The 24,999-nt window shown below is 47.6% G+C and carries 16 protein-coding genes and 1 pseudogene; 11 read left to right on the top strand and 6 right to left on the bottom strand.

The window, feature by feature from the left end; genetic code table 11:
- The 6 genes and pseudogenes from T538_RS18500 to T538_RS0114725 all read left to right on the top strand — a co-directional run.
- Nucleotides 1-229: pseudogene (locus T538_RS18500) on the top strand (IS5/IS1182 family transposase); the annotation flags it as partial.
- A 416-nt stretch (nt 230-645) separates the two neighbouring features.
- Entirely contained in the window at nt 646-5,157 is a 4,512-nt protein-coding gene (gene gltB / locus T538_RS0114745; protein WP_051656152.1) for a glutamate synthase large subunit, read from the top strand.
- Between the two features lie 39 nt (nt 5,158-5,196).
- A complete protein-coding gene (locus tag T538_RS0114740) occupies nt 5,197-6,540 on the top strand; it encodes a glutamate synthase subunit beta (RefSeq protein WP_031534979.1) in 1,344 nt (447 codons plus the stop codon).
- Between the two features lie 130 nt (nt 6,541-6,670).
- Entirely contained in the window at nt 6,671-8,335 is a 1,665-nt protein-coding gene (asnB, locus tag T538_RS0114735) for an asparagine synthase B (protein WP_031534977.1), read from the top strand.
- Between the two features lie 669 nt (nt 8,336-9,004).
- Nucleotides 9,005-9,403, top strand: coding sequence for a hypothetical protein (locus T538_RS0114730; protein ID WP_031534973.1), 399 nt, complete (start codon nt 9,005-9,007; stop codon nt 9,401-9,403).
- 3 nt (nt 9,404-9,406) lie between these two features.
- Complete coding sequence (locus T538_RS0114725) at nt 9,407-10,819, top strand: hypothetical protein (RefSeq protein ID WP_031534971.1); 1,413 nt, start codon at nt 9,407-9,409, stop codon at nt 10,817-10,819.
- Between the two features lie 100 nt (nt 10,820-10,919).
- On the opposite strand, the gene T538_RS0114720 is transcribed toward T538_RS0114725, so the two are convergent.
- Nucleotides 10,920-13,565, bottom strand: coding sequence for an alpha-L-arabinofuranosidase C-terminal domain-containing protein (locus T538_RS0114720; RefSeq protein WP_031534969.1), 2,646 nt, complete (start codon nt 13,563-13,565; stop codon nt 10,920-10,922).
- 71 nt (nt 13,566-13,636) lie between these two features.
- On the opposite strand from T538_RS0114720, the gene T538_RS0114715 reads away from it, so the two are divergent.
- Together T538_RS0114715 and serB are read left to right on the top strand one after the other, a co-directional pair.
- A complete protein-coding gene (locus T538_RS0114715; protein WP_231497126.1) occupies nt 13,637-15,499 on the top strand; it encodes an AAA domain-containing protein in 1,863 nt (620 codons plus the stop codon).
- Nucleotides 15,500-15,585: 86 nt separating this feature from the next.
- Nucleotides 15,586-16,827 (top strand): phosphoserine phosphatase SerB, encoded by a 1,242-nt coding sequence (serB, locus tag T538_RS0114710; protein WP_031534965.1) that lies wholly within the window; start codon nt 15,586-15,588, stop codon nt 16,825-16,827.
- Nucleotides 16,828-17,701: 874 nt separating this feature from the next.
- Here serB and T538_RS0114700 read toward each other — a convergent pair.
- Both T538_RS0114700 and T538_RS0114695 read right to left on the bottom strand, forming a co-directional pair.
- The gene (locus T538_RS0114700; RefSeq protein WP_031534961.1) at nt 17,702-19,828 is read right to left on the bottom strand and encodes a Tex family protein; all 2,127 of its coding nucleotides are present in this window, start codon (nt 19,826-19,828) and stop codon (nt 17,702-17,704) included.
- A 32-nt stretch (nt 19,829-19,860) separates the two neighbouring features.
- Complete coding sequence (locus tag T538_RS0114695) at nt 19,861-20,337, bottom strand: alanyl-tRNA editing protein (RefSeq protein ID WP_031534959.1); 477 nt, start codon at nt 20,335-20,337, stop codon at nt 19,861-19,863.
- A 235-nt stretch (nt 20,338-20,572) separates the two neighbouring features.
- On the opposite strand from T538_RS0114695, the gene T538_RS0114690 reads away from it, so the two are divergent.
- From T538_RS0114690 to T538_RS0114680, 3 genes are all read left to right on the top strand, one after another.
- Nucleotides 20,573-21,049, top strand: coding sequence for a DUF805 domain-containing protein (locus tag T538_RS0114690; RefSeq protein WP_031534957.1), 477 nt, complete (start codon nt 20,573-20,575; stop codon nt 21,047-21,049).
- Between the two features lie 12 nt (nt 21,050-21,061).
- On the top strand, nt 21,062-21,541 hold the full coding sequence (locus T538_RS0114685) for a DUF805 domain-containing protein (RefSeq protein WP_031534955.1): 480 nt from the start codon (nt 21,062-21,064) through the stop codon (nt 21,539-21,541).
- A 120-nt stretch (nt 21,542-21,661) separates the two neighbouring features.
- Nucleotides 21,662-22,312 (top strand): hypothetical protein, encoded by a 651-nt coding sequence (locus T538_RS0114680; protein WP_031534953.1) that lies wholly within the window; start codon nt 21,662-21,664, stop codon nt 22,310-22,312.
- A 96-nt stretch (nt 22,313-22,408) separates the two neighbouring features.
- Here T538_RS0114680 and T538_RS17895 read toward each other — a convergent pair whose 3' ends face one another.
- From T538_RS17895 to T538_RS0114665, 3 genes are all read right to left on the bottom strand, one after another.
- Nucleotides 22,409-24,172, bottom strand: a complete 1,764-nt coding sequence (locus tag T538_RS17895; protein ID WP_031534951.1) for a PspC domain-containing protein — start codon at nt 24,170-24,172, stop codon at nt 22,409-22,411.
- A 12-nt stretch (nt 24,173-24,184) separates the two neighbouring features.
- Nucleotides 24,185-24,520, bottom strand: a complete 336-nt coding sequence (locus T538_RS0114670; RefSeq protein ID WP_031534949.1) for a PadR family transcriptional regulator — start codon at nt 24,518-24,520, stop codon at nt 24,185-24,187.
- Between the two features lie 121 nt (nt 24,521-24,641).
- Complete coding sequence (locus T538_RS0114665) at nt 24,642-24,989, bottom strand: hypothetical protein (protein WP_031534947.1); 348 nt, start codon at nt 24,987-24,989, stop codon at nt 24,642-24,644.
- Nucleotides 24,990-24,999: the final 10 nt, after the last annotated feature.

Raw genomic sequence — 24,999 nt, 5'->3', positions numbered from 1 at the left:
ATACAACATGCAGTACAAGCGCTTCCGTCACTTCGGCAAGGGCAAGGTCACCATGGACTTTGCCTTCTTCGCCATAGCCTTTGACATCAAGAAAATGGCTGCCGTGATGAGAAAACAGGCACAGAACGGTCTCTCAAAGGCTGTTTTTATACCAATATACCGACTATATAACGCAAAATGCGGCTTCGTGGGTGCTTGTGACAGATTTTACATCAAAAAAGCGGCATAGAAAGAATCTTTCCACGCCGTGCCTGTAAAAAAACAAATAAGAGGATGTGCCTATTTTGACACACCCTCTTATAAATCCTCGGCAATTATGAAAGCAATTTTGAATTATGAATTGTCAATTCTGAATTATGAATTAAAAAGTAGGGCTGTAAATATTCCACTTTTTCCTGAAACACGAGCATAAGTCAGATTTTTATTTTCGAAAAATTTCATCAAACTTTCAATCTGAAAGATATTTTTTAATATTTGTTTCAATTTGTAAAATATAACATATATTTTACTTCATCATTAAAGCATCGGTTTTACCCAAGTAACTTTTTGAAATAAAAACCACTCATTTATGTATCAAAAAGAAATTTTATTTGTAATTTTGCAAACAAATAGAAAGAGATTATCTGATAATAAACGACAGAAATCATGACAAATCAACAAAACAACAACCAAGGAAAGAACAAGCCATTCCAGCGTCCTTCACAGATGGGACTCTACAACCCAGCAAACGAGCACGATGCTTGCGGTGTGGGAATGGTAGTAAACATCCACGGAAACAAATCACACGAACTTGTTGACTCGGCACTCAAGGTGCTCGAGAACATGCGTCACCGCGGTGCTGAAGGTGCTGACGGACGTACAGGCGACGGTGCCGGAATCATGCTTCAGATTCCACACGAATTCATTCTTCTGCAGGGCATTCCTGTGCCAGAGAAGGGCAAATACGGAACAGGTCTCATCTTCTTGCCAAAGGCACAGAAAGAGCAGGACGAGATTCTGAAGATTATGTTCGAGGAGATTGAGCGCGAGGGATTGTCGCTAATGCACCTGCGCACCGTTCCTACTAACTCAGAGTGCTTGGGCGAGGCTGCACTCGAAACCGAGCCAGACATTAAACAGATTTTCATTACAGGAATCTCGGACGACGAACTTCCTTTGTTCGAGAGAAAACTGTACAAGATAAGAAAAAAGATTGAGAACCGCGTAAAGCACAACGATTTCTACATCGTTTCGCTTTCGAGCAAGAGCATCATCTATAAGGGTATGTTGTCGTCAATGCAGGTACGCGAGTACTTCTGCGACTTGACAAACGACTACTTCACAAGCGGCTTGGCACTCGTACACTCACGCTTCTCAACAAACACATTCCCTACATGGAGCCTTGCACAACCTTTCAGAATGTTGTGCCACAACGGTGAAATCAATACCGTTAGAGGTAACCGCAACTGGATGAAGGCAAGAGAGAGCGTTCTCTCGTCTGAGGCTTTGGGCGACATCAAGGAAATCTCGCCTATCGTACAGCCGGGAATGAGCGACTCAGCATCGCTCGACAACGTGTTCGAATTCTTCGTTATGTCGGGAATGAGCCTGCCTCACGCAATGGCAATCCTCGTTCCTGAGTCGTTCAACGACAAGAACCCTATCAGCGACGATCTGAAGGCATTCTACGAGTATCATTCAATCCTGATGGAGCCTTGGGACGGTCCGGCAGCCTTGATGTTCAGCGACGGTCGCTTTGCCGGCGGTATGCTCGACAGAAACGGTCTTCGCCCATCGCGCTACCTCATAACAAACAACGACATGATGCTTGTTGCATCTGAGGTTGGCGTTATGGATTTCGATCCAACAGAAATCAAGCAGAAGGGTCGTCTTCAGCCAGGTAAGATTCTGATGATCGATACCGAGGAAGGCAAGATTTACTACGACGGCGACCTGAAGGCTCAACTTGCAGCCGAACATCCTTACAAGCAATGGCTTAGCACAAACAGAATACAGCTCGAGAAGTTGAAGAGCGGCCGAAAGGTAAACAACAGCGTTGACAACTACGAGCGCAAGCTGAGAAACTTCGGTTTCGGACAGGAAGACATTGACAAGACAATCGTTCCGATGTGTACAGGCGGCGCAGAGCCAGTGGCAGCGATGGGTAACGATACTCCGCTTGCAGTTGTTTCAGACCGTCCACAGATATTCTTCAACTACTTCCGCCAGCAGTTTGCGCAGGTTACAAACCCAGCCATCGACCCAATCCGCGAGGAACTTGTAATGTCGCTCACCGAGTATATCGGCGCAGTCGGAACCAACATTCTGACACCAGACGAGAGCAACTGCAAGATGGTTCGTCTGCCACAGCCGGTTTTGACAAACACTCAGTTGGATATTCTCTGCAACATCCGCTACAAGGGCTTCAACACAACAAAACTGCCTCTGTTGTTCGAGGTTTCGAAGGGCGAGGCTGGTCTGAAGGAAGCCATTGACGAACTTTGCAGAAAGGCTGAAGAATCGGTTGACAACGGAATCAACTACATTATCCTGAGCGACCGCGACATCGACAAAGACCATGCCGCAATTCCGTCGCTGCTTGCCGTAAGCGCAGTACATCACTATCTCATCAACATAGGAAAGCGCGTTCAGACAGCCCTCATCGTTGAGAGCGGCGAGATTCGCGAGGTTATGCACGCTGCCCTTCTGCTGGGCTACGGTGCATCGGCTATCTGCCCTTACATGACATTCGCCGTTCTCGACAACCTTGTAAAGAACAAGAAGGTTCAGGAAGACTACGAGACAGCCGAGAAAAACTACATCAAGGCAATCTGCAAGGGATTGTTCAAGGTTATGTCTAAGATGGGTATCTCTACAATCCGCTCATACCGCGGTGCCAAGATTTTCGAGAGCATCGGCTTGAGCGAGGATTTGCTGAAGACTTACTTCGGAACAGAGGTTTCAACCATCGGCGGTATCGGCCTGAAGCACATTGCTGCTGATGCCATCGCCCTTCACAACGAGGGATTCAAGTCGGCTCAGATTAACGAATTCTTGCCAAACAATGGTCAGTTTGCATATCGCAAGGACGGAATCCTGCACGCTTGGAATCCAGAGACAATCTCTACCCTACAGATTGCAACACGCCTTGGCAGCTACAAGAAATTCAAGGAATTTACAAATATCGTTGACAATAAGGAGAAGCCAATCTTCATCCGCGACTTCTTCAAGTTCAAGAAGGCTGCAAAGCCAATCTCTATCGACGAGGTTGAGCCAGTAGAAAGCATCGTTAAACACTTCGTTACAGGCGCTATGTCGTTCGGAGCAATCTCTATCGAGGCACACGAGGCTCTTGCCATCGCAATGAACAAACTTGGCACCCGAAGCAACACCGGTGAGGGCGGCGAGGACAACGCACGCTATCACACCGAGTTGAACTCAAAGACTAAGCAGATTGCCTCTGGTCGTTTCGGTGTAACAGCCGAGTATCTTGTTAATGCCGAGGAACTTCAGATTAAAGTGGCACAGGGTGCAAAACCGGGCGAAGGCGGTCAGCTTCCGGGCTTTAAGGTTAACGAGATTATCGCAAAGACTCGTAACTCTATTCCGGGAATCTCGCTTATCTCTCCTCCACCTCATCACGACATCTACTCTATCGAGGACTTGGCTCAGTTGATTTTCGACCTCAAGAACATCAACCCAACGGCAGCCGTTTCTGTTAAGTTGGTAGCCGAGAGCGGAGTTGGTACAATCGCTGCCGGAGTTGCAAAGGCTAAGGCCGATTTGATTGTAATCTCTGGTGCTGAGGGCGGTACAGGTGCATCACCAGCATCGTCTATGCGATTTGCCGGAATCTCTCCTGAAATCGGTCTTGCCGAGGCACAGCAGACTCTCGTTCTTAACGGCCTCCGCAGTCAGGTTAGAGTTCAGACAGACGGTCAGTTGAAGACTGGTAAGGACGTGGTAATCACCGCAATGCTCGGTGCCGACGAGTTCTCATTCGGAACACTTCCACTTATCGTTTTGGGCTGTGTGATGATGCGTAAGTGTAACACAAATACATGTCCTGTGGGCGTTGCAACACAAGACCCAGAGCTTCGCAAGAGATATACTGGCAAGTCAGACTACGTTGTAAACTACTTCACATTCCTTGCTCAGGAAGTGCGTGAGTATCTGGCAGAAATGGGTATCAAGAAGTTCAACGACATCATCGGTCGCACCGACCTCATCGAGGTTGCCGAGCGCGCCGAAGGCTCAAAAGCTGCTACGCTCGACTTCTCTCGCCTTCTGACAAAGGTCGATGGTCCTCTTCACTACGACGGCCGTCCATACACTAAGGTTGAGGGCGTTAAGGACTTCGAGATTATTGCCAACGCAAAAGACGCAATAGAGAACAAACAAGAGGTAAACCTCGACTTCGCAATAAAGAACACCGACCGCGCTTGCGGTACGATGCTTGCAGGCTGCATTGCCAAGAAGTACGGCGAAGAAGGGTTGCCTGATTCAACAATAAACATCAAGTTCAAAGGCTCTGCCGGACAGAGTTTCGGTGCGTTCCTTCCAAAGGGCGTAAACTTCAAACTCGAGGGCGAGACTAACGACTACTTCGGAAAGGGACTCAGCGGCGGTAGAATCTCAATTCTTCCTCCAGTACGTTCAAACTTCGTTGCCGAGGATAACATCATTGCCGGAAACACAGGTCTGTACGGTGCAACAACCGGCGAACTATATGTAAACGGTAAGGTTGGCGAACGCTTCGGCGTTAGAAACTCTGGCGCAACAGCCGTAATCGAGGGCGCAGGCGACCACTGCTGCGAGTACATGACTGGCGGACGCGTGGTTGTGCTTGGCGAGACAGGACGTAACTTCGGTGCCGGAATGTCGGGCGGTGTGGCATACGTCTGGGACAAGAACCACAACTTCGACTACTTCTGCAACATGGATATGGTTGAGTTGAGCCTTGTAGAAGACACAACATACCGCAAGGAGTTGCGCGAGCTTATCCATCAGCACTGGCTCTACACAGGCTCTAAGCTGGCACGTACAATGCTCGACGACTGGAATCACTACGTTGAGGAGTTCATACAGGTTGTGCCAATCGAATACAAGCGCGTGCTTCAGGAAGAGCAACTCAGAAAGCTCAAGGAGAAGATTGCCGACATTCAGAGAGATTACTAAACCGAGTAAAAAACAACCAGAATCAAAACATAATTCACAATGGGAAATCCAAAAGCATTTCTTACTGTCCCTCGCAAAGAAGCAGGTCACCGTCCGATACACGAACGTATCCACGATTTCGCAGAAGTTGAGCAGACACTAAATACAAAAGACCGCCAGCAGCAGGCATCACGATGCATGGATTGCGGCGTACCATTCTGCCACTGGGCTTGTCCGCTTGGCAACAAGCAGCCCGAATGGCAAGACGCTCTGTACAAGGGCGACTGGGAGATGGCTTACAAGATGCTGAAGAAGACAAACGACTTTCCAGAGTTTACAGGACGTATCTGTCCTGCACTCTGCGAGAAGGCGTGCGTTCTTAACCTAACCATCGGAGAACCAACAACATGCCGCGAGAACGAGTGCGCCATTGCCGAGCGCGCCTTCCTCGAGAGTTACGTTACGATAGAGCACCCAGAGCGCAACGGCAAGAAGGTTCTTGTAATCGGCGCAGGTCCTGCCGGACTGGCAGCTGCCAACCAGCTTAACTACAAGGGCTACGAGGTTACGGTTTACGAGAAGAACGAGGCTGCCGGCGGACTGCTCCGCTACGGTATTCCTAACTTCAAACTCGAGAAATCAGTCATCGACCGCCGCATAAGGATTATGGAGGCCGAGGGCGTTAAGTTCGAGTACAACAAGGATGTAGACGTAACCAAACTTCCGAAGGGATTCGACGCATACGTTGTAAGTACCGGAACTCCTCAGGCACGCGACCTGAAGATTGAAGGACGCGAGTTGAAGGGCGTTTACTTGGCTCTGGAGATGCTGAGCCAGCAGAACCGCATCCTTGCAGGAAAGAAGTTCAGCGACAGCGAACTGGTCAACGCAAAGGGCAAGAAAGTACTCGTAATTGGCGGTGGTGATACAGGCTCAGACTGCATCGGAACAGCACACCGTCAAGGCGCAGTTAGCGTTACCCAGATTGAAATCATGCCGAAGCCGCCAGTTGGCACAAATCCGGCAACGCCTTGGCCAAACTGGCCTGTCATCCTGAAGACAACCACCTCTCACGAAGAAGGCTGCGAGCGCAGATGGCTTCTGAACACAAACAAGTTCATAGGCAAGGGCGGGAAACTTACCGGCGCAGAAGTCGAGGAGGTTGAATGGATTCCGAACCCACAGGGCGGCCGTCCAACCATGAAGCCAACCGGCAAGAAGGAAATCATTGAGTGCGACATGGTTCTCTTGGCAATGGGATTCATCAAGCCAGAACAGCCAAAGTTTGCCGACAACGTGTTCGTGGCAGGCGATGCAGCATCGGGAGCAAGCCTCGTGGTTCGTGCCATTGCAAGCGGCCGCAAGGTAAGCGAGCAGATTGACGCTTACTTCAGCAAAAAGTAAAAGTACAAACACTTCACTTATATCCACAGAGGCACGGAATCAAGTCTTACCGCGGAGTTCGTTCTGATTCCGTGCCCTTTATTTGGAATATTAATAATCACAATTACAAAACCTAATAAAATACGATATTATGTGTGGCATAGTAGGCATATTCAACATAAAACAGCAGACTGCCGACCTTAGAAAGAAGGCTCTGCGGATGTCGCAGAAAATTCGTCACAGAGGCCCCGACTGGAGCGGCATATACTGCGGAAAATCGGCAATCCTTGCACACGAGCGTCTGTCTATCGTCGACCCAAAATCGGGCAAGCAGCCGCTCTTCAGCCCCGACAACAAGCACATTCTTGCAGTAAACGGCGAGATTTACAACCATCGCGCAATACGCGAGCAGTACAAGGACAAATACAAGTTCCAGACTGGCTCAGACTGCGAGGTGATTCTTGCTCTCTATCAGGAAAAGGGCATCGACTTTCTCGAAGACATCAGCGGTATCTTCGCCTTTGCCCTCTACGACGAGGAGAAAGACGAGTTTCTGATTGCACGCGACCCTATTGGCGTTATTCCGCTCTTCATCGGTCGCGACAAGGACGGAAAAGTATACTGTGCCAGCGAGTTGAAGGCCCTCGAAGGCTTCTGCGACGAGTACGAGCCATTCCTTCCGGGACACTACTACAGCAGCAAGGAAGGCGTAATGAAACGCTGGTACAAGCGCGACTGGTTTGAATATGATGCCGTGAAGGACAATGCCGCATCGGTTAAGGACATTCACGATGCACTCGAATCTGCCGTAAAGCGACAGTTGATGAGTGACGTGCCTTATGGCGTATTGCTTTCAGGCGGTCTCGACAGTTCGGTAATCTCTGCCGTAGCCAAGAAATTTGCCCACAAGCGCATCGAGGAGGAAGGCAAGAGCGATGCTTGGTGGCCTCGCCTGCACTCTTTCGCCGTAGGTCTGAAGGGTGCTCCCGACCTCGCCAAGGCAAAAGAAGTTGCCGAGCATATCGGAACGGTTCATCACGAGATAAACTATACCATTCAGGAAGGACTCGACGCCATCCGCGATGTTATCTATTTTATTGAGACATACGACGTTACAACTGTTCGCGCAAGCACTCCGATGTATCTTCTGGCTCGTGTAATAAAGAGCATGGGCATTAAGATGGTTCTGAGCGGCGAGGGAGCAGACGAGATTTTCGGCGGATACCTCTATTTCCACAAAGCACCTAATGCCCGCGAGTTTCACGAGGAGACCGTACGCAAACTGGGCAAGTTGCATCTGTACGATTGTCTGAGAGCCAACAAATCGCTTTCAGCATGGGGTGTTGAAGGCAGAGTGCCGTTCCTCGACAAGGAGTTCCTTGATGTTGCAATGCGCACAAACCCAGAGGCTAAGATGTGCCCGGGAACAGCCATAGAGAAGAAGATTGTCCGCGAGGCATTTGCCGAATATCTGCCAGAAAGCGTGGCATGGCGACAGAAAGAGCAGTTCAGCGACGGCGTTGGCTACAGTTGGATCGACACTCTGAAGCAGATAACATCCGAGCAGGTAACCGATGAGCAGATGGCTCACGCTGCCGAGCGTTTCCCAATAAACACTCCGATGAACAAGGAGGAATACTACTACCGCACCATCTTCGAGGAGCATTTCCCAAGCGAGTCGGCTGCGCGATGCGTTCCTCACGAGGCGAGCGTTGCATGCTCAACAGCCACCGCACTTGCATGGGACGAGGCTTTCAAGAATATGAACGACCCTTCGGGACGCGCCGTAAAAGGTGTTCACGAGCAGGCATACTGATTTGTTATTAAAAAGATTATTTGCACAACACATACACAAAAGTACCACAAGCCATTTCCAACTGCAGGAAATGGCTTGATGTTTTTTTCATCTAGAAAAAACTCAAAAAAACTCTATTTTCCTACGTTCGTTCAATTTTTATTTATATCTTTGCCATTGGACTATTCTTCCAACGCATATAAATCGCAACACGAAATTTCTCGTGGCACGAAAAAATGGATATTGCTCACGCCGTGCGGAAAATAACCAATATGTACTTAAAGAGGCGGGCTGATAGTCCAAAGACATACATAATAAGGCGTTTACTTTACGCTTTGTTCTTGACGAACTGGAATCTAGCAAATTACCAAATTGAAGTCTGGAACATAGCAACGGTAGATGTCCAAGGGGTGTGATTACTCTATCCCGTGGAGACCTTGTAAGCATGAATTGTACCCTTTTCACAAGGGGTGATGTTTTTGTTTATTTAGGTCTCTTTATGGGCGTGTATCATATCGGCGTGGGCTCTAACGTTGTCTGTTCAACTTCAATAGGCAATGCTAGAGCCTCAGTTCGTGGGACAGACGACAAGTGGTTCCCACGCTTTATTTTTTTGTCTTCATTCACATTGAATTACAAACAATATTATCCTTCAGTTGGGGACCTGTCGGAATTTAAAAGTTTTTTACTATGGCAAGTTTACAAGAGAATGTGAAAGACGTTTGCAAATTGGCAGATAGGGTTATAGCTAATCCCAGTATAAATCCTTATGTAAAATTCATAGAGCTACCTTCGGTTAAGCCCCATGTTGACGGAGCTGCATTTATCCTGGGACCACTATTAGGCGGGGGATTAATTGCTTGGCTTATAAAAAAAGTCATAGGTCAAAAAAAAGAGATAATATCACTTCAAGAAAAAGAGCGTATGCTTCGAGAAGTTATTCGCAAGCAACAGGCTGTAATAAGAAGACTTAAAGAAGAACGTGAAGAAAACCGCAGACTGCACATGCAAAATCAAGAAAAGATTAAAAATCTAGAAGAAATGCTGCAAATGCTTGAAGAATGCATAAAAAAATTAAAAGCGGCATAATTTATGGGCAGATACAATTATACAGAATCGGAACAAGAAATGCTCAAAGTTCAGAAGATGCAAGAAGAGCAACTAAAAGAACTTGAGAATAGCATTAAAGAAGACCGACGTGATGGAGAGAACGACGCAAAAGAGCTTGCTGATTTGCGCAAGAGAACAGAAGCGTTGCTAAAAGAATGTGGAATAACTCCCCCACCAAAGAAGACTGAAATGTATGTTGAACCGAAAAAGAAAATCAGCAAAGACGAAATACCGTCATGGAAAGAATTGGCTGATGAAGCCAACGAAAAGTACCCAGAGGACATTGCTCTTGAAGACTTGCTGACGAAAGAAGAATTTCAGTTCTGCATAGATGAGGTAAAGCGCATAAACGATGAGTTTTCGCAGAAGACAGGCATTTTCAACAAGAAAGACATGTCTTTCTTGGCAATAGCCACGGCACTTCAAACAGCGCGCTGGTTAATTATCCAGTCGCTTTGCGGAGACTTAGGACAGACTATAGACGGCAACTCTCGACTTGCACATAATGCCAAGTCGATAAAAGACGAGGTAAACAGCTCCAACAAATGGTTTCAGAAAAAATTCGAAAGTCATGGTCATTGCGAAAGCACAAGGAGCTACAAGTCGTGGGAGCAGATTATATTCAGTAGTGCCCCATACGATACCACCGTCGGTTCTCCAAATTTAGGAATAAATCTTGAAGGAAGGTACCACAGATACAAAACATTGGGACACGACCCGGTTTTGGGATGGATTTTCGGAACGGCAAACTTCATTACAGACACATGCACCTTGTCCGACTTCAGTTCGTACAATATAGCAAGACATCCAACCCCACACTTCTCTGAGCCAACAAACCTCGGAACAATTTTCTACGAAGTATTCGACTCAACAAAAGAGGATTGGCTAAGGTTACCGGCAGGCATCTTCGCCCAAGCGGTTCACATGAAATCTGACGTTTTTACAAAGTTGGGACTGCCTGTACCTGTTCTTGGAACATTCTCGGAGTCTCTTGCCGGCGATTTGTACAAAAGTCAATACGATTCGCTCTGCCTGCTAAAAGACATTGCAATTGTTGGTCAGCAAGCATCTTGGAGCATTTTGATAAACATGATAGTCGGCTTGGTTCACGGGATTTTTTACAATCCAAAGACAGACGGAGACAGAAAGCTGTATGAGGTTAGAACACGCAAGATTATATGTATATCTAACGCGCTAGCCTCTACTGGCAACATCGCCTATGCAGCAGCAACAGAAAATTGGAAAAAGCTTGACGTAGGCGGCATTCTTGTAACACTATACCGTCTATTCACGGACATCAACTTCATGACTCGCGTGAAGAAAGAATTCATTGAACACGAAATGGACAAAGTTCTGGAAAAAGAGATTAAAGAACTCGATTCGTATTTTGAATAGCAAAAATTAAATCCCCACCGTTTTTCGCGATGGGGATTTACATTTCTTCTGCCTCTGTTTACAAATGTTGGGGCGTGCTTTCTGTTTGTTGCTGAAGGATTTACTTTCTTTTCACCAACTTTATAACTGTAAACGAGTACTTTGGCATTGTATATTCAAGACTGAAATCATCTGACTCTGAATGGACTTTCGCCGTGCCGGAAGTCGGTTTTTGGTTGCCTTCGACGATGTTGCCCGTGAGAACGGTGCAGTCGGCATCGAGGTAATAGTTTGATGCGCCCACCGTCTTGTTCTTGCCAGATTTTATCGTCTCAACCTTGATAATATCGTTCAAATCAACGGTTAAGTTTACATCCTCGGGCAAGCAGTTTACAAGTTTCACGAACACGTCGCCAGTCTTGCTGTCGCGCACCACCGATGTGCCGATGCGTCTCATAACGTCGGAGCGAGAAACACGGTTTGAGCGGTCGGTCTTGAACCTCAAATCAACCTCGGCTGGGATATACTCGTCACCCGAATTCTGCCCGAACAGAGCCTGAACGTAGTAGTTTGCCGTAGGCTTAACCTCGGAGTTGTTGAAGTAGATGAGATCGGGATTCCATTGCGTGTGTCCCTCCTTGGCAAGCAGCGGAGCGTAAGACGACATAACCACCACATCGGCGTTGCGCTCAACGTTGGTAAGATGCAGAGCCTCTACAAGCGCGTTTTCGAGTTTATTGCCCTTCGATGCCCATTCGCCCAGATATACTTTCGTTCCGTTGCGGTCGTACTTGTCGTAGAAATTCTGATTGTTCAGATACCAGCCCGGCTGATTGTAGTAATGCTCATCCACAATATCGAGTTTCTCCTGCTTGGCAATCTTCCAGCCCTCCTCATAGTCTGAGCCTTCCCAGAACGGGCCAACCGTTCCGACCACCGTTATCTCGGGATGCGCCTTGCGTATTTCGCGGCACAGATAGTTGTATCGTTCAACAAATACATCGCTTATCAAATCCTCGTTTCCGATGCCCAGATATTTAAGGTTGAATGGCTTCGGATGACCAGCCTCGGCTCTCATGGCTGCGAGTTTAGACTTCTTGGCATCGCCGTTAGCCCACTCTATCAGGTCGAGAAGTTCCTGAAGATAATCCTTCATCTCGTCCATCGACAAACCACCCTGCTGACCGTCGTTCTTTCCGTCGCGACCGCCACGGCTCGAATTCTGGCAAGGCACGCCTGCCGAAAGAACAGGAAGCGGCTCAGCCCCGATGTCCTCGCAGAACTGGAAATACTCGAAGAAGCCAAGTCCGCGGCTCTGATGATAATTCCAGATATTGAAGTCGCCCTTGCGCTCCCACGGCTTGCCCACGGAGTGCTTCCAATGATAGATGTTCTCGATGCCGTTGCCGTGCGATGCACATCCGCCCGGGAATCGGACGAAGCGAGGCTTCATATCTGCCAAAAGCTGGGCAATGTCGGCGCGCATTCCGTTCTTGCGGTTCTTGAAAGTCTTCTGTGGAAAGAGGCTCACGAAGTCGAGTTGCAACTCGCCCTTCTGCATCGGTTCGATGGCAAGAACAGCCTTTTCTGCCGATGCCGACGGAACGAGAACCGCGCCGTACTGCTTCCACTGCGCACCAGATTTCAGGCTTACAACGGTGCTTGCAAGCGTCTTGTCGCCTTCACGAAGGCTTATCCTAACCTTCTGCGCATCCTTGCTACGAAAGAAGAGGCTGAGGTCGTACTTTTCGCCCTTCTTCACGACAATTCCGTCGAATCCGCCGTTTACGAGGCGCGCCCCAACCTTATCGGTCTTTAGCAAAGAACTATGGCTGTTGTTGGCATGCAGCGGATTGTCGATAACGATGCTCCACTCCGTGCCGTCGCCCTCGAGCGTCCACGATGTCTTGGCGTTCCATTTTTCGCGACGATTGTCGCCTTCTGAATATTCAAAGTCGCGGTTCTGAATGAGTTCGGCATAAAGTCCGCCGTCGGCTGCATAGTTTATATCCTCGAAGAAGATTCCTATAAGATTATTGCTGATGGCTTTACTATTGTTTGCATCGGGTTTAAGAAAAGCCTTGATTTCGTTTACTTTTGCAAAGCGCGATGCGTCGTCTGTCATGCGTTCGCACTCGCGCGCATATCGCTGTGAGGCGGCATCAACATTGATAATCAGATTGTTAACAAACTGCCACGGAACGCGGTTCACATCGGCCTCTACCCTTGCACCGCCTACGCTGATGCTCTGCTTCTGCGAGAAGTAGTCGGCATTATCGACCTTTACCGCCTTAGACCAATGGCTGAAATCGCGGCTCACGGTCTTATAAACCGAGCCGTCGGCCGTCTTGAACATAACAACGAACTCATCGTCCTCGCGACTAAGCACAGGCTCGAGAACCTCCGGAACATCCATGTACGGATAGTCCTGAGGCTTCCATAGCCAAAGGTCGCTGCTCTTTGTGGTTGCAAACTGACGCTTGTCGGTATTCACTCCCCACACGGCATACCACACGCTGTCGTGCTTCAATACCGAAGGAGCAAACATCTGCTTCTGCGAGCCCCACGCGCCAAAATCACTCTTTACGAAATCGTAGTTGTCGCCAATTCCAATCCATCGGCTGTTGTCCGAACTGTAAGCCACATGCAATCCAGCCTTCGGGCTGTTGGCATAGGTAGCAATGTAAACTGAGTCAGGATGATTGGCGTTTGCCTGTTGTGCTGCGCAAATCATGGCTGCCAGCACGCATAGTGTTTGTTTTTTCATGCTATTCATAATCGACCGCAAATATATAAAAAAACGGCAATATTATGAAATAAATGTGTTATCTTCGCAGCATGAATAATTCCATTCTCGAATTACAGAAATTACAGACTCTGCTGCACATGGAGCACGACTTTGAGCGCGAGCAGTTTATGGAGCAGAGCAACAAGATGAGCGTTCAGCGCAAGATTAAGCGCGGAATATGCTGGTGGCCAATCAGAACGGGACGCAGTTTCTACAACTCGCTCAACCAACTCACCATTGAGATTTACCGCACCGAGGACGATGAGATTGAATCGGTGTTTGAGTTTGGAAAGGCGGTGAGTTTCTTTACCATAACCGACAAGGGAACAGAATACTTCAAGTTCACAAGCACAGTTAGTTATGTTGACGACAACCGCATGGTGGCAGTGATTCCCGACAGCGGCGCGGTGCTAACGCTCGAGAACGCACAGAACGTGGGCGTGCAACTTTACTTCGACGAAAGCACATACCACCTTATGTTCGAGGCACTTAACAAAGTAATGCAAGCCAAGAGCGGACGCCTTGCCGACCTGCGCGAGATATTCCACGGCAACAGCAAGGCGGAGCATCTGACATTCGACCATATACGCTTTCCGTGGCTCAACGCCGCACAGGAACAGGCGGTGAACGAGGTTCTGCGCGCCAAGGACGTGGCTATAGTCCACGGACCTCCGGGAACGGGAAAGACAACCACGCTTGTCGAAGCCATCTACGAGACTCTGCGACGCGAGAGTCAGGTGCTTGTGTGCGCACAGAGCAACATGGCGGTAGACTGGATTAGCGAAAAACTGGTAGACCACGGCATAAGCGTGCTGCGAATAGGCAATCCTACGCGTGTTAACGACAAGATGCTGTCATTTACATACGAACGAAAGTTCGAGAGCCACCCCGACTATCCGCAACTGTGGGCGGTGCGAAAGGCTATCCGCGAACTCTACTCACAGAAGAAGAAAGGCGACTCGACGCATCAGAAGATAAGCCGACTGAAAGAGCGCGCCACCGAACTCGAAATACGCATAAACGAGCAACTTTTTGCCGATGCAAAAGTAATTGCCTCTACCCTAACAAGCACGGCAAACCGCGTCCTCACGGGACGGAAATTCTCGACTCTCTTCATCGACGAGGCGGCGCAAGCCCTCGAACCAGCCTGCTGGATTGCCATCAGAAAGGCAGGACGAGTGATTCTGGCAGGCGACCATCAGCAACTTCCGCCAACAGTTAAGTGCTACGAAGCCGAAAAGCAAGGTCTGTCGCACACGCTTATGGAGCAGATTGTGGCACGCCGTCCCGAAACCGTTACGATGCTAACAACGCAGTATCGCATGAACGAGGAGATAATGCGCTTCTCGAGCAACTGGTTTTACCAAGGCAAGGTCGAATCAGCCAAGGAAGTGAAATTCAGAAGCATTCTCGACCTTGACCGCCCCATGATGTGGATTGACACGTCTTCTCTGCCCGAGGACGAATATCACGAGCAGTTTGTTGGCGAGAGTTTTGGACGCATAAACAAGGCCGAGGCGCAACTCACCCTTCAGACTCTGAAAGATTATTTTGCAAAAATCGGAAAGCAGCGCGTTCTCGACGAAAGGCTCGACGTGGGCGTGATATCACCCTACAAGGTTCAGGTGCAGTACATGCGGCAACTCGTAAAGAAAGATGCCGACCTGAAGCCGTTCCGCCACCTAATAACGCTCAACACCGTCGACGGATTTCAAGGTCAGGAGCGCGACATCATCCTCATCAGTCTGGTACGAGCAAACGACGACGGACAGATAGGATTCCTGCGCGACCTTAGGCGAATGAACGTGGCTATGACGCGCGCCAGAATGAAACTCATAATTCTTGGCAATGCGGCAACCCTAAGCCATCATCCGTTCTACAAGAAACTGTACGAATACATACAAAACCTGTAGCATTTCGGCAAAAAAACGCGCCATAATTGCGCCTATACACAAAATATTACTTACTTTTGCGCCACAAAAAATGGAATTTACAGATTATGAACGAACTGGAAAAAGATAAAAAGCAGGAACTTATCCTGATGAACATTACCGGAAACGACCGTCCGGGACTAACTGCCGACATTATGGGCATACTTGCCAAATACGATGCCAAGGTTATGGACATCGGTCAGGCCGACATCCACAACACGCTCTCGCTCGGAATCCTCATCCGCGTTTCTGAGAACAACAGCGGAAACGTTATGAAGGAAGTCCTCTTCAAGAGCACGGAACTGCACGTAAACGTTAGTTTCTCGCCAATTACCGAAGAGGACTACATGTCGTGGGTAAACCTTCAGGGAAAGAACCGCTACATCCTCACAGTTCTCGGCCGCCATCTCGAGGCAAAGCAACTTGGAGCCATTGCCAACGTAATTGCCGAGCAAGGCTTCAACATCGACTCAATCCTTCGTCTCTCCGGCCGTCCTCATCTTGAGCAGAACGCCGAAGAGAAGAGCCGTGCCTGCGTTGAATTCTCGCTCCGCGGAACACCAAAGGACAAGGACGAGATGCAGAGCAAGCTGATGTCGCTCTCCAAGGAACTCGACATGGATACTTCTTTCCAGAAAGACAATATGTTCCGCCGTATGCGCCGACTAATCTGCTTTGATATGGACTCTACGCTCATCCAGACCGAATGTATAGACGAACTGGCGATGCGCGCCGGCGTGGGCGACCAAGTAAAGGCAATTACCGAGAGCGCAATGCGTGGCGAGATTGACTTCAAGGAGAGTTTTACACGCCGCGTGGCTCTGCTTAAAGGCTTGGACGTGAACGTGATGCAGGAGATTGCCGACAACATGCCTATAACCGAAGGCGCAGAGCGACTGATAAAGACGCTGAAAGCATACGGATACAAGATTGCCATCCTCTCGGGCGGTTTCACCTTCTTCGGAAAATACTTACAGGAGAAACTGGGCATAGACTACGTTTATGCCAACGAACTTGAGATTGACGAGAACGGCAAACTTACGGGCAAATACGTCGGCGAGGTGGTAGACGGCAAGCGAAAGGCTGAACTTCTGCGCCTTATCGCTCAGGTCGAGAAGGTTGACCTTCAGCAGACTATTGCCGTGGGCGACGGTGCAAACGACCTTCCGATGCTCTCGCTCGCCGGACTGGGCATTGCCTTCCACGCAAAGCCAAGAGTCGTTGCCAGCGCAAAGCAGAGCATCAACACCATCGGATTGGACGGTGTGCTCTACTTCCTCGGTTTCAAGGATTCATATCTGAAGAACTAATATTTTTAACATACAAAAAAAAACGAAAGCCTGCTCTCTTTTTCGGAGCGGGCTTTTTTGTTTTCTACGGAAAGAGGGAAATAAGTCGGAAGGTACATAGTAGCTACGGGGAAGGTACGGGGAAGCAAGCCGAAAGATTCGGGCAAGGTTCGGGAAAGATTCGGGCAAGCAAGCCATACATAAGCCGTATGTAAGCCATACCTGTTTATCAAGGTAGCCAATCAAAAGCCTGTCAATATGGCGAAGTTCTCAATATTCTGTTATCAACGGTAGCGAATATTATTGAAATTAAAGCCGAACTGATGTATTTTTTGCAAAAAAACGTCTGTTTTCTTGGTTTCAATAAAAGAAAGCGTATTTTTGTACATCAATTCAAAATAAAATCTTTTTATCATAATCATCACGTTTCTGACTTCGTACCAGACGACTGCCCACTATATGCAAAACGATATGGTTGGTTAATATTGCAAATTTGACGATGGTGTTCACTTTCGACTGATATTGAATTCGGACAGTTCCTTTCAATTTAGAAACGAAAATGGATGCTTTTGGCTGCAAGGAACCAAAGGAAACTGGAAAATGAAAAAAGATACGCTAACAGTCGACAACAAAAATTATCCTATTGATTATATCGAACTTGACAAAAATCTTATAGGAAGCAACCGCATCTGGATTGAAAACAAAAATGAAATAAAAATATTATCGCACATATCCGAAGATGGAAGTTGCTGGGTTCATACATTAAGAAGAAAATAAATTTACAAAAATAAACACTGACTTTACAAAAAAAGCCAAACAGAAAATCATTTGTAAACTTTCTGTTTGGCCTTTATTCTTTCTGCATCAAAAATGATGCAAAAACCTGTTTAAAAGGTTATTTCAGTCCCTTCATTGAGAGCGAGATTCTGTTTCGCTGCAAATCAACGTCGAGAACCTTTACCATAACTTGCTGACCAAGAGAGACAACCGTCGTTGGGTCGGAAACATACTTGTCAGCAATCTGCGAGATGTGGACGAGTCCTTTCTCATGCACGCCAACATCAACAAAACATCCAAAATTAGTTATGTTGCTTATTATGCCCGGCAGAACCATTCCGGCGTGAAGGTCGCTAACCTCGTGCACGTTTTGGTCGAACTCGAACACTTTAAGTTGTTCGCGAGGGTCGCGTCCCGGCTTGTCAAGCTCCTTCATTATGTCGGTAAGCGTAGGCAGACCGCAAGTGTCGGTAACATATTTTTTCAGGTCAATTTTCTTTCTGAGCTCGGCATTGGCTATGAGTTCCTCGACCTTGCAGCCATTGTCCTTTGCCATCTTCTCTACGATGCCGTAACTCTCGGGGTGAACAGAAGTATTGTCGAGCGGATTTGTGCTACCCGGAATGCGGAGGAATCCGGCGCACTGCTCAAACGTCTTTGCGCCCATCTTTGGCACTTTCAGCAGTTGCTTGCGGTTGGCAAACGGACCATTCTCGGCTCTGAAAGCCACGATATTCTTTGCCAGCGCAGGACCGAGACCAGAGATATATGTAAGCAAGTAAGGACTTGCAGTATTGACATTTACGCCCACCATATTAACGCAATTCTCCACCGTCTGGTCGAGTGATTTTTTCAGTTCGGTTTGGTCAACATCATGCTGATACTGACCAACGCCGATGCTCTTAGGGTCGATTTTCACCAACTCGGCAAGAGGATCCATCAGACGGCGACCTATGCTCACCGCACCGCGCACCGTCACGTCCTCGTCTGGGAACTCCTCGCGCGCCAGTTTTGATGCGCTGTAAACCGATGCACCGTCCTCGCTCACAACAAACACATTCACGTCGTGGTCGAACTTCAGACTGCGGACGAAACTCTCGGTTTCGCGGCTCGCCGTTCCGTTGCCGATGGCGATAGCCTCGATGCCAAACTGCTTTACAAGTTTTACAACAGTGGCTGAAGCCTTGGCTACATCAGCCTTTGGCGGATGCGGGAAGATGGCCTCGTGATGCAGCAGATTGCCCTGTGCATCTAGCGTAACGAGTTTGCATCCGGTGCGGAAACCCGGGTCGAGTCCCATAACGCGCTTCTGTCCGAGAGGGGCTGCCATGAGAAGTTGCTTGAGGTTGGCGGCGAATATTCGTATTGCCTCCTCGTCGGCAGTCTTCTTACTCGATGCAGCAAACTCGTTCTCGATTGACGGCTTGAGCAGACGCTTGTAGGCATCGGCAACAGCCAAACCAACCCACTTGCTGCACTCGTTGTTGCCTCGCACATACTTACGCTGAAGGTCGTCATCTACCCTCTCGTCGTCGGGCGAGATAGACACGCGCAGGATGCCCTCGCTCTCGCCTCGGCGCAGAGCCAAAAGTCGGTGCGAAGTACACTTCTTAAGCGGCTCGGAGAAGTCGAAATAATCGCGGTATTTCTGTCCTTCCTCCTCCTTGCCCTTTACAACCTTTGCCGTGATGACAGCCTCGCGCTGGAAATGATTGCGCACGCGGTTGCGCGTAACCTCGTCCTCACTCACCTGCTCGGCTATGATGTCGCATGCGCCCTTCAGAGCATCCTCGGCACTCTCTACATCGCCCTTCACGAACTTCATGGCACGACTTTCGATGTCGCGTTCGTTCTGAAAGAGAAGGATTGTAGCAAGCGGTTCGAGCCCCTTCTGACGGGCAATCTCGGCGCGCGTGCGCTTCTTTGGCTTGAAAGGCAGATAGATATCTTCGAGTTCGGTTGCGTTCCAACAATTTTCTATACGTTTCTTCAGTTCGTCGGTAAGTTTTCCTTGTTCTTCGATGGTACTGAGCACAGTTTCCTTTCGCTTCTGAATATCCTTCAGTTTGTCGCTCTGCTCTTTTATCTCGGCAATCTTAACCTCGTCGAGCGAGCCAGTAGCCTCCTTTCGGTAACGGCTGATGAAAGGGATTGTAGCCCCTCCGTCGAGAAGGTCGAGCGTGTGTTCAACCTGCCAGTCGGCAATGCCAATTGCCTTGGCTATCATCTGTACAAAAATATTCATTTTATTGCGTATTTGTTTTTGGTTATTTTCTGTTATGAATAAGCCGGAGAATCGACCTTGAAGACGATGCGGAAATCGCCGTCCTTGTAGCTTGTGCTGGTTATGCGGAACGAGCCGATTTCTGCCGTGCTCTTGACGTGCGCGCCGATGCACGGACAGATGTCGTAGTCGCCGATGCGCACAAGGCGTAGCGTTTCGCTGGCATCCTCGGGCAGTTTGTCGAGTTTTACACCCTCGGGAATATTGTCGCGAGTAACGAACTCGTATTCAACGGGCAGATTGCTTTCTATCAGCTCGTTCATCTTGCGCTCAACCTCAGCAATCTGCTCGGCAGTTGGCTGGCTATCAAGTTTATAGTTAATTTTGCTCTTCTTGCGCTCTATGTGCGCATTCTTTGAGCGTTCGCAGCCAAACATTCTAACCATCGTCTGGTTTAGCAGATGCTCGGCAGTATGGCTTGGCTGATGCTCAGCCTTGTTGTGTTCGTTCAGAACTGGTGTTTCTTCCATGTTGTTTTTTGTTAAAATCGGCTGCAAACATACAAAAAAAAGCCTTTACTCGGCATCAACTTCAGCATTTTGTGAGAAAAAAGGATTTCTGAAAGGGCGGACAAATTTCTGCATCGCATGGTTATTTTCGAACTAAAGAGTGTATTATATCGAAGATTTTTTCTATTTTTACCGAGAATTTTGTCAAAAATCCAAATTCTAAGACTTTTATAACAACTTAAAAACAATTAACTTTATGAGATTTCCAAACGCATCACCTACGCTAAACTTTGGCGAGGCTATTGAGAGAGCTGCAAACAATCTGCTAAACATAAACGGACGCTCACGACGTTCGGAATTTTGGTGGACTATGCTCGTTGTTGCTATTTCATTCATGATTCCATGCATTTCATCCATCGTCATATTGCTGACAATACCGCTTACAATTCGCAGACTACACGATACCGGGCGCAGCGGATTGCTGTTGGCTGGAAATATTATTCTTTCTATTACTTTTACAATACTTACATTTCTTGTAGAAGCTTTAAACTCTGCAAACCTATTCTACTATATTATTTTTGTAGCAACGGTTATTTACAATATAGTAATTTTCTCACTTTGTTGCATGGATAGCGAGCCATACCCAAACCAGTACGGAGAATCGCCTAAATACAACAATTACGACAATAACAACAACGCCGGACATACCAACAACAACTTGAAATTCAGTTAAAACACAAACATTATGAAATATCCAAACGCATCCCCTTCGCTAACTTTTACCGAGGCAATTAACAGAGCTGCTAACAATCTGCTAAACATAAACGGACGCGCGCGCCGCTCGGAATTTTGGTGGACAAAACTTGTTACCTTCTTCCTCGCCATGATTTTTGGCTTTGGAATACTGCTCGACTTGCTTACAATTCCGCTTACCATTCGCCGACTGCACGACACTGGGCGCAGCGGCTGGTGGCTGCTCGGAAGCATCATTCTGTCGGTCATATTTTTCGGCATTGCCTGTTACGACCTTGTCGCATTATTTATCGATGCAAGTAACGGAACATTCAACAATTTTGGATTATTTTCTTTGCTTATGAAATACATAGTTTTAACTATAGTATATATCATTTACCAGATAATCATCATTGCGTTCTGTTGCATAGACAGCGACCCATATCCAAACAAATACGGAGAATCGCCTAAATACAGCTTTGACAACGAATAAGCAAAACGAAAAGAAAGGCTCGCAAGCCTGAAAAATGCCGATTGCGGGCCTTTCTTTCCCTAAATATAGCATTACAAATATCATTATTCAATGAAAAGTATTACCATAATCATCGCCGCTATGCTGATGGGCTTTGCAAGCGAAATACATGCACAAAGCAGACTTACGCCAGCTTCAGCCCTTACTGCCAAATACGAAATAAAATACCGATATTACATCAACAAACTTCTGCATCAAAATGATGCTGATTTCTACTATTTTGCCTTCGAAATCCGCCCTTCATTCCACGGAGAATCTTTTTGTTTCTACGATATACAAAAAGAAGAAGTTGTTTACAGAATTGCCCAAAGAAATATTTACTACACAAATTACAATATGATAAACAACAATGACAGTGACAAGAAAAAGGAAGCATTTCCAAACTCTAACGATGTTGAAGTAACGGAGTATCGATGCCAACTGTCAAAAGATATAGCAGAACACCTTAAACAATTGTTTGAGGCAGCCACAATTTCATCTTCAGTTCTTGCAAAGAGATTTGGCTGTGACGGTATTATGTACCAAATTTATAGCGGCAATTTATGGTCTGCCGAATGTTGGTCGCCAAAAGAAAATACTAACTGCGGAAAGTTAGTTCAGATTTTGAAAAAAATTACAGAATACACAAAAGAAAACAAGCCAAAGGAAATAGAAAAGATGATTCCAGAGGTTGATGAACTTTGCAAAACATTCGAGGCTCTGTATCCCGAAGATTTAGTTAATGAAAAATAGAATAAACTATTAAAGCTGCAAAAAAGCAAAGGGGACGAAGTTTTTAAGTGCTTCGTCCCCTTTACTTTCGGTCGTAATAATTGATTTACCAAGACACTAAATGCCAACGCGTTCCAGTTTAAAATTCTTAACAGAATAGTCGAGTCCATCGCACTTTATACCTGTATGATTCTCGCCCAGACACACGCCGTATGCCATTCTGCCAGATTCTGTTACGCTAATGCTGTCGATAACGACATCGGCCCATTCATCTGTATTCTTCGCCGAATCTGCTGCGCGTTTCTTATTCTTGGCAGCCTTCGGACCATTCTCGGCATTCGCCGTTACGGGAATCTCTTTCTGCCATCTTGTGCCATCGTTATTCATAACAAAAACACATATGCCCTTGCCCAGCGAACGAGCCTTGCATGTAAAACGATAAACGCCCGGCTCTACACTATCAAAATACAGGCTACGATAAGCAACGCTGTCCTTTAGTTCAAAAACGTTGTGCTGATCGACATAAGCCAAGTTATCGTCATTGTCATTACCACATTGCTTTATCGATTCTTCTACATAATCATCACGGATAACAACCGTGTACTTGCTGTTGTGGGTATGCACAATATAAATGCAGCAAGGCACAAAACAGCAGAGAGCCGCAATCCACAGAACTATAAACACAATGCGCTGAACAACGCCCATAGCCTTAACCTTTCCGCCAAAAGACAGAAGCATGTGAATGATTGAGTAGATTGGAATGAGCAGAAGGGCAAGAAGACTCACGAGAAAGGCATACAGCACAATAGGATTATCATGCCAAACCTCGGCAAAGCCCATAGACTGCAATGTGCAAGCCATATCGCCATCAACAGGCAGAGAGATGGCCGCAACAAGAACCACGAGAACCGCCAAGAACACAACGCAGAGCGCAATGCCAATGATAACGGCAATGCCAACGGCAAAGATTATGGCAATCTTAAGCAAAACAGAGAAGAGCGATGCAAGCAAACCGTGATGCCTGACAGGCTCTTTGTCGGTTACGGCATCGGCCAGATTCTGCGGATTCACCTCGCGCCCTCTCATCTGCAACTTCTCCTCGGGAGTTATCGCCTCGGGCAGGATTATTGCCAGAACGATGTACAAAACGAGTCCGATGCCATAGAAGAACGTGAAGACGATGGCGAGGATTCGCCATATTATGACATCGGTATTGGTGTAGGCAGCCAAGCCCGAAAGAACGCCAGCAACCATCTTGTCGTTAGGATTGCGGAAAAGTTTCCGGTTTGATGTTCGCGGTCTTGACGACTCATACTGCGGAGTGCCTTCGCCATGCATCTGGCGGAAATCCTCATCAGTGGTAGCCACAGGCACAACGATTGCCAGAACGATGTAGGCAATGAGTCCCACGCCGTAGAAGAAGAACAGAATTACGGCTATTATTCGCCATATCACGGCATCGGTATTGGTGTATGCTGCCAAGCCCGAGAGAACGCCGGCAATCATCTTGTCCTTAGGGTTGCGGAACAGACGCTTTCCTGCAGTGCGCGAACGGAAGTTGTCGTACATCTTCTGCCCAGCCGAGCGAGTCTCCTCGCCTGCGTTTTCTTTCTCTTCCTCGCCGGCAAGTTGTTCAGGCTCGCCAATTCGGGTTATGATGGCTTTCACATCGTCTATCGTGATGGCTTCGATGCCGTCTTTCTTCAGTTCGTCGAAGAGTTCGGCAATGCGAGCCTCAATGTCATCGACAATTTCGTCGCCGCCTTCCTGCCGTCCAAACGACGAGCGGAGCGATTCAATGTATTTTTGCAACAAATTACAAGCGTCCTCGTCAATCTGAAAGAGGCGGCCGCACATATTTATGGTAATGTTTTTCTTCATATCTTTATACTGTTATTTAAGATGAATGTTTTTGAGATAACTAACCGTGCTCGACAGTTCAGCCCAAGCCGCGTCGAGCCCTTCGAGAAACTTCTCGCCCTCGGCACTCAGAGCGTAATACTTGCGCGGAGGTCCTTGCGTAGACTCCTGCCACTCGTATTGCAGCAGTCCGTCGTTTTTCAGGCGTGTTAGCAGCGGATAGAGCGTGCCCTCTACCACCAGCAGTTCTGCCTGCTTCAGCTGCTGAATTATGTCACTTGCATAGGACGGTCCGTGGCGCAGGAGCAGCAGCACGCAGTACTCCAACATTCCCTTCCTCATCTGCGACTTTGCATTTTCTATATTCATATTCCAAGGTTTTTTGAATGATTTCGGTTGCAAATATATGTAAAGTTTTAGTACTATGCAATACAAAGTACCAAGTTTTTGCAAAGAATTAAATTTTTATTGACTTACAGCATTGTTTTTCTTACGCGACTACTTTTGTTGCAAAGAAAATCGGCTTCCTTGTCTGTGTTGCCGCCTTGTCAAGTTCTCTCTGTGCCTTTTCCCAGTCGTTCGGATACTGCTTTCTTATCTCGTCGCGCTTCTGCTTCCAGTCGTTACGCAGCTGCTTCTGCATCTCTGCTTCCTTCTGCTTCTCCAAACGCTTGCGTTCTGTGTCCGTAGGCTCTTTAAAGTCAGTGCCGTTCTGCTTTGCTGCATCGCGCTGTGCCCTTATCTCAGCGTGAGCCGCTTTCTTGCCCTCGCGTTCTGCCTTCTCGCTAATGGCTGCTCTCACGCTCATCTCGCGGTTACGCTCTATGCCGTGCTTCATGTAAAGGTAT

Source organism: Bacteroides sp. Ga6A2, from assembly GCF_000702225.1.
Taxonomy (GTDB): Bacteria; Bacteroidota; Bacteroidia; order Bacteroidales; family Bacteroidaceae; genus Ga6A1.
This window is presented reverse-complemented; position numbering and strand designations above follow the sequence as displayed.

Bases quoted from the DNA above. Each gene is read 5' to 3' on its own strand.
- T538_RS17895 (WP_031534951.1), bottom strand. From the start codon at position 24,172: ATGAAGAAAAACATTACCATAAATATGTGCGGCCGCCTCTTTCAGATT.
- T538_RS0114665 (WP_031534947.1), bottom strand. From the start codon at position 24,989: ATGAAGCACGGCATAGAGCGTAACCGCGAGATGAGCGTGAGAGCAGCC.
- T538_RS0114700 (WP_031534961.1), bottom strand. From the start codon at position 19,828: ATGAATATTTTTGTACAGATGATAGCCAAGGCAATTGGCATTGCCGAC.
- T538_RS0114740 (WP_031534979.1), top strand. From the start codon at position 5,197: ATGGGAAATCCAAAAGCATTTCTTACTGTCCCTCGCAAAGAAGCAGGT.
- T538_RS0114720 (WP_031534969.1), bottom strand. From the start codon at position 13,565: ATGAAAAAACAAACACTATGCGTGCTGGCAGCCATGATTTGCGCAGCA.
- gltB (WP_051656152.1), top strand. From the start codon at position 646: ATGACAAATCAACAAAACAACAACCAAGGAAAGAACAAGCCATTCCAG.
- asnB (WP_031534977.1), top strand. From the start codon at position 6,671: ATGTGTGGCATAGTAGGCATATTCAACATAAAACAGCAGACTGCCGAC.
- serB (WP_031534965.1), top strand. From the start codon at position 15,586: ATGAACGAACTGGAAAAAGATAAAAAGCAGGAACTTATCCTGATGAAC.
- T538_RS0114685 (WP_031534955.1), top strand. From the start codon at position 21,062: ATGAAATATCCAAACGCATCCCCTTCGCTAACTTTTACCGAGGCAATT.
- T538_RS0114670 (WP_031534949.1), bottom strand. From the start codon at position 24,520: ATGAATATAGAAAATGCAAAGTCGCAGATGAGGAAGGGAATGTTGGAG.
- T538_RS0114725 (WP_031534971.1), top strand. From the start codon at position 9,407: ATGGGCAGATACAATTATACAGAATCGGAACAAGAAATGCTCAAAGTT.
- T538_RS0114680 (WP_031534953.1), top strand. From the start codon at position 21,662: ATGCTGATGGGCTTTGCAAGCGAAATACATGCACAAAGCAGACTTACG.
- T538_RS0114690 (WP_031534957.1), top strand. From the start codon at position 20,573: ATGAGATTTCCAAACGCATCACCTACGCTAAACTTTGGCGAGGCTATT.
- T538_RS0114695 (WP_031534959.1), bottom strand. From the start codon at position 20,337: ATGGAAGAAACACCAGTTCTGAACGAACACAACAAGGCTGAGCATCAG.
- T538_RS0114730 (WP_031534973.1), top strand. From the start codon at position 9,005: ATGGCAAGTTTACAAGAGAATGTGAAAGACGTTTGCAAATTGGCAGAT.
- T538_RS0114715 (WP_231497126.1), top strand. From the start codon at position 13,637: ATGAATAATTCCATTCTCGAATTACAGAAATTACAGACTCTGCTGCAC.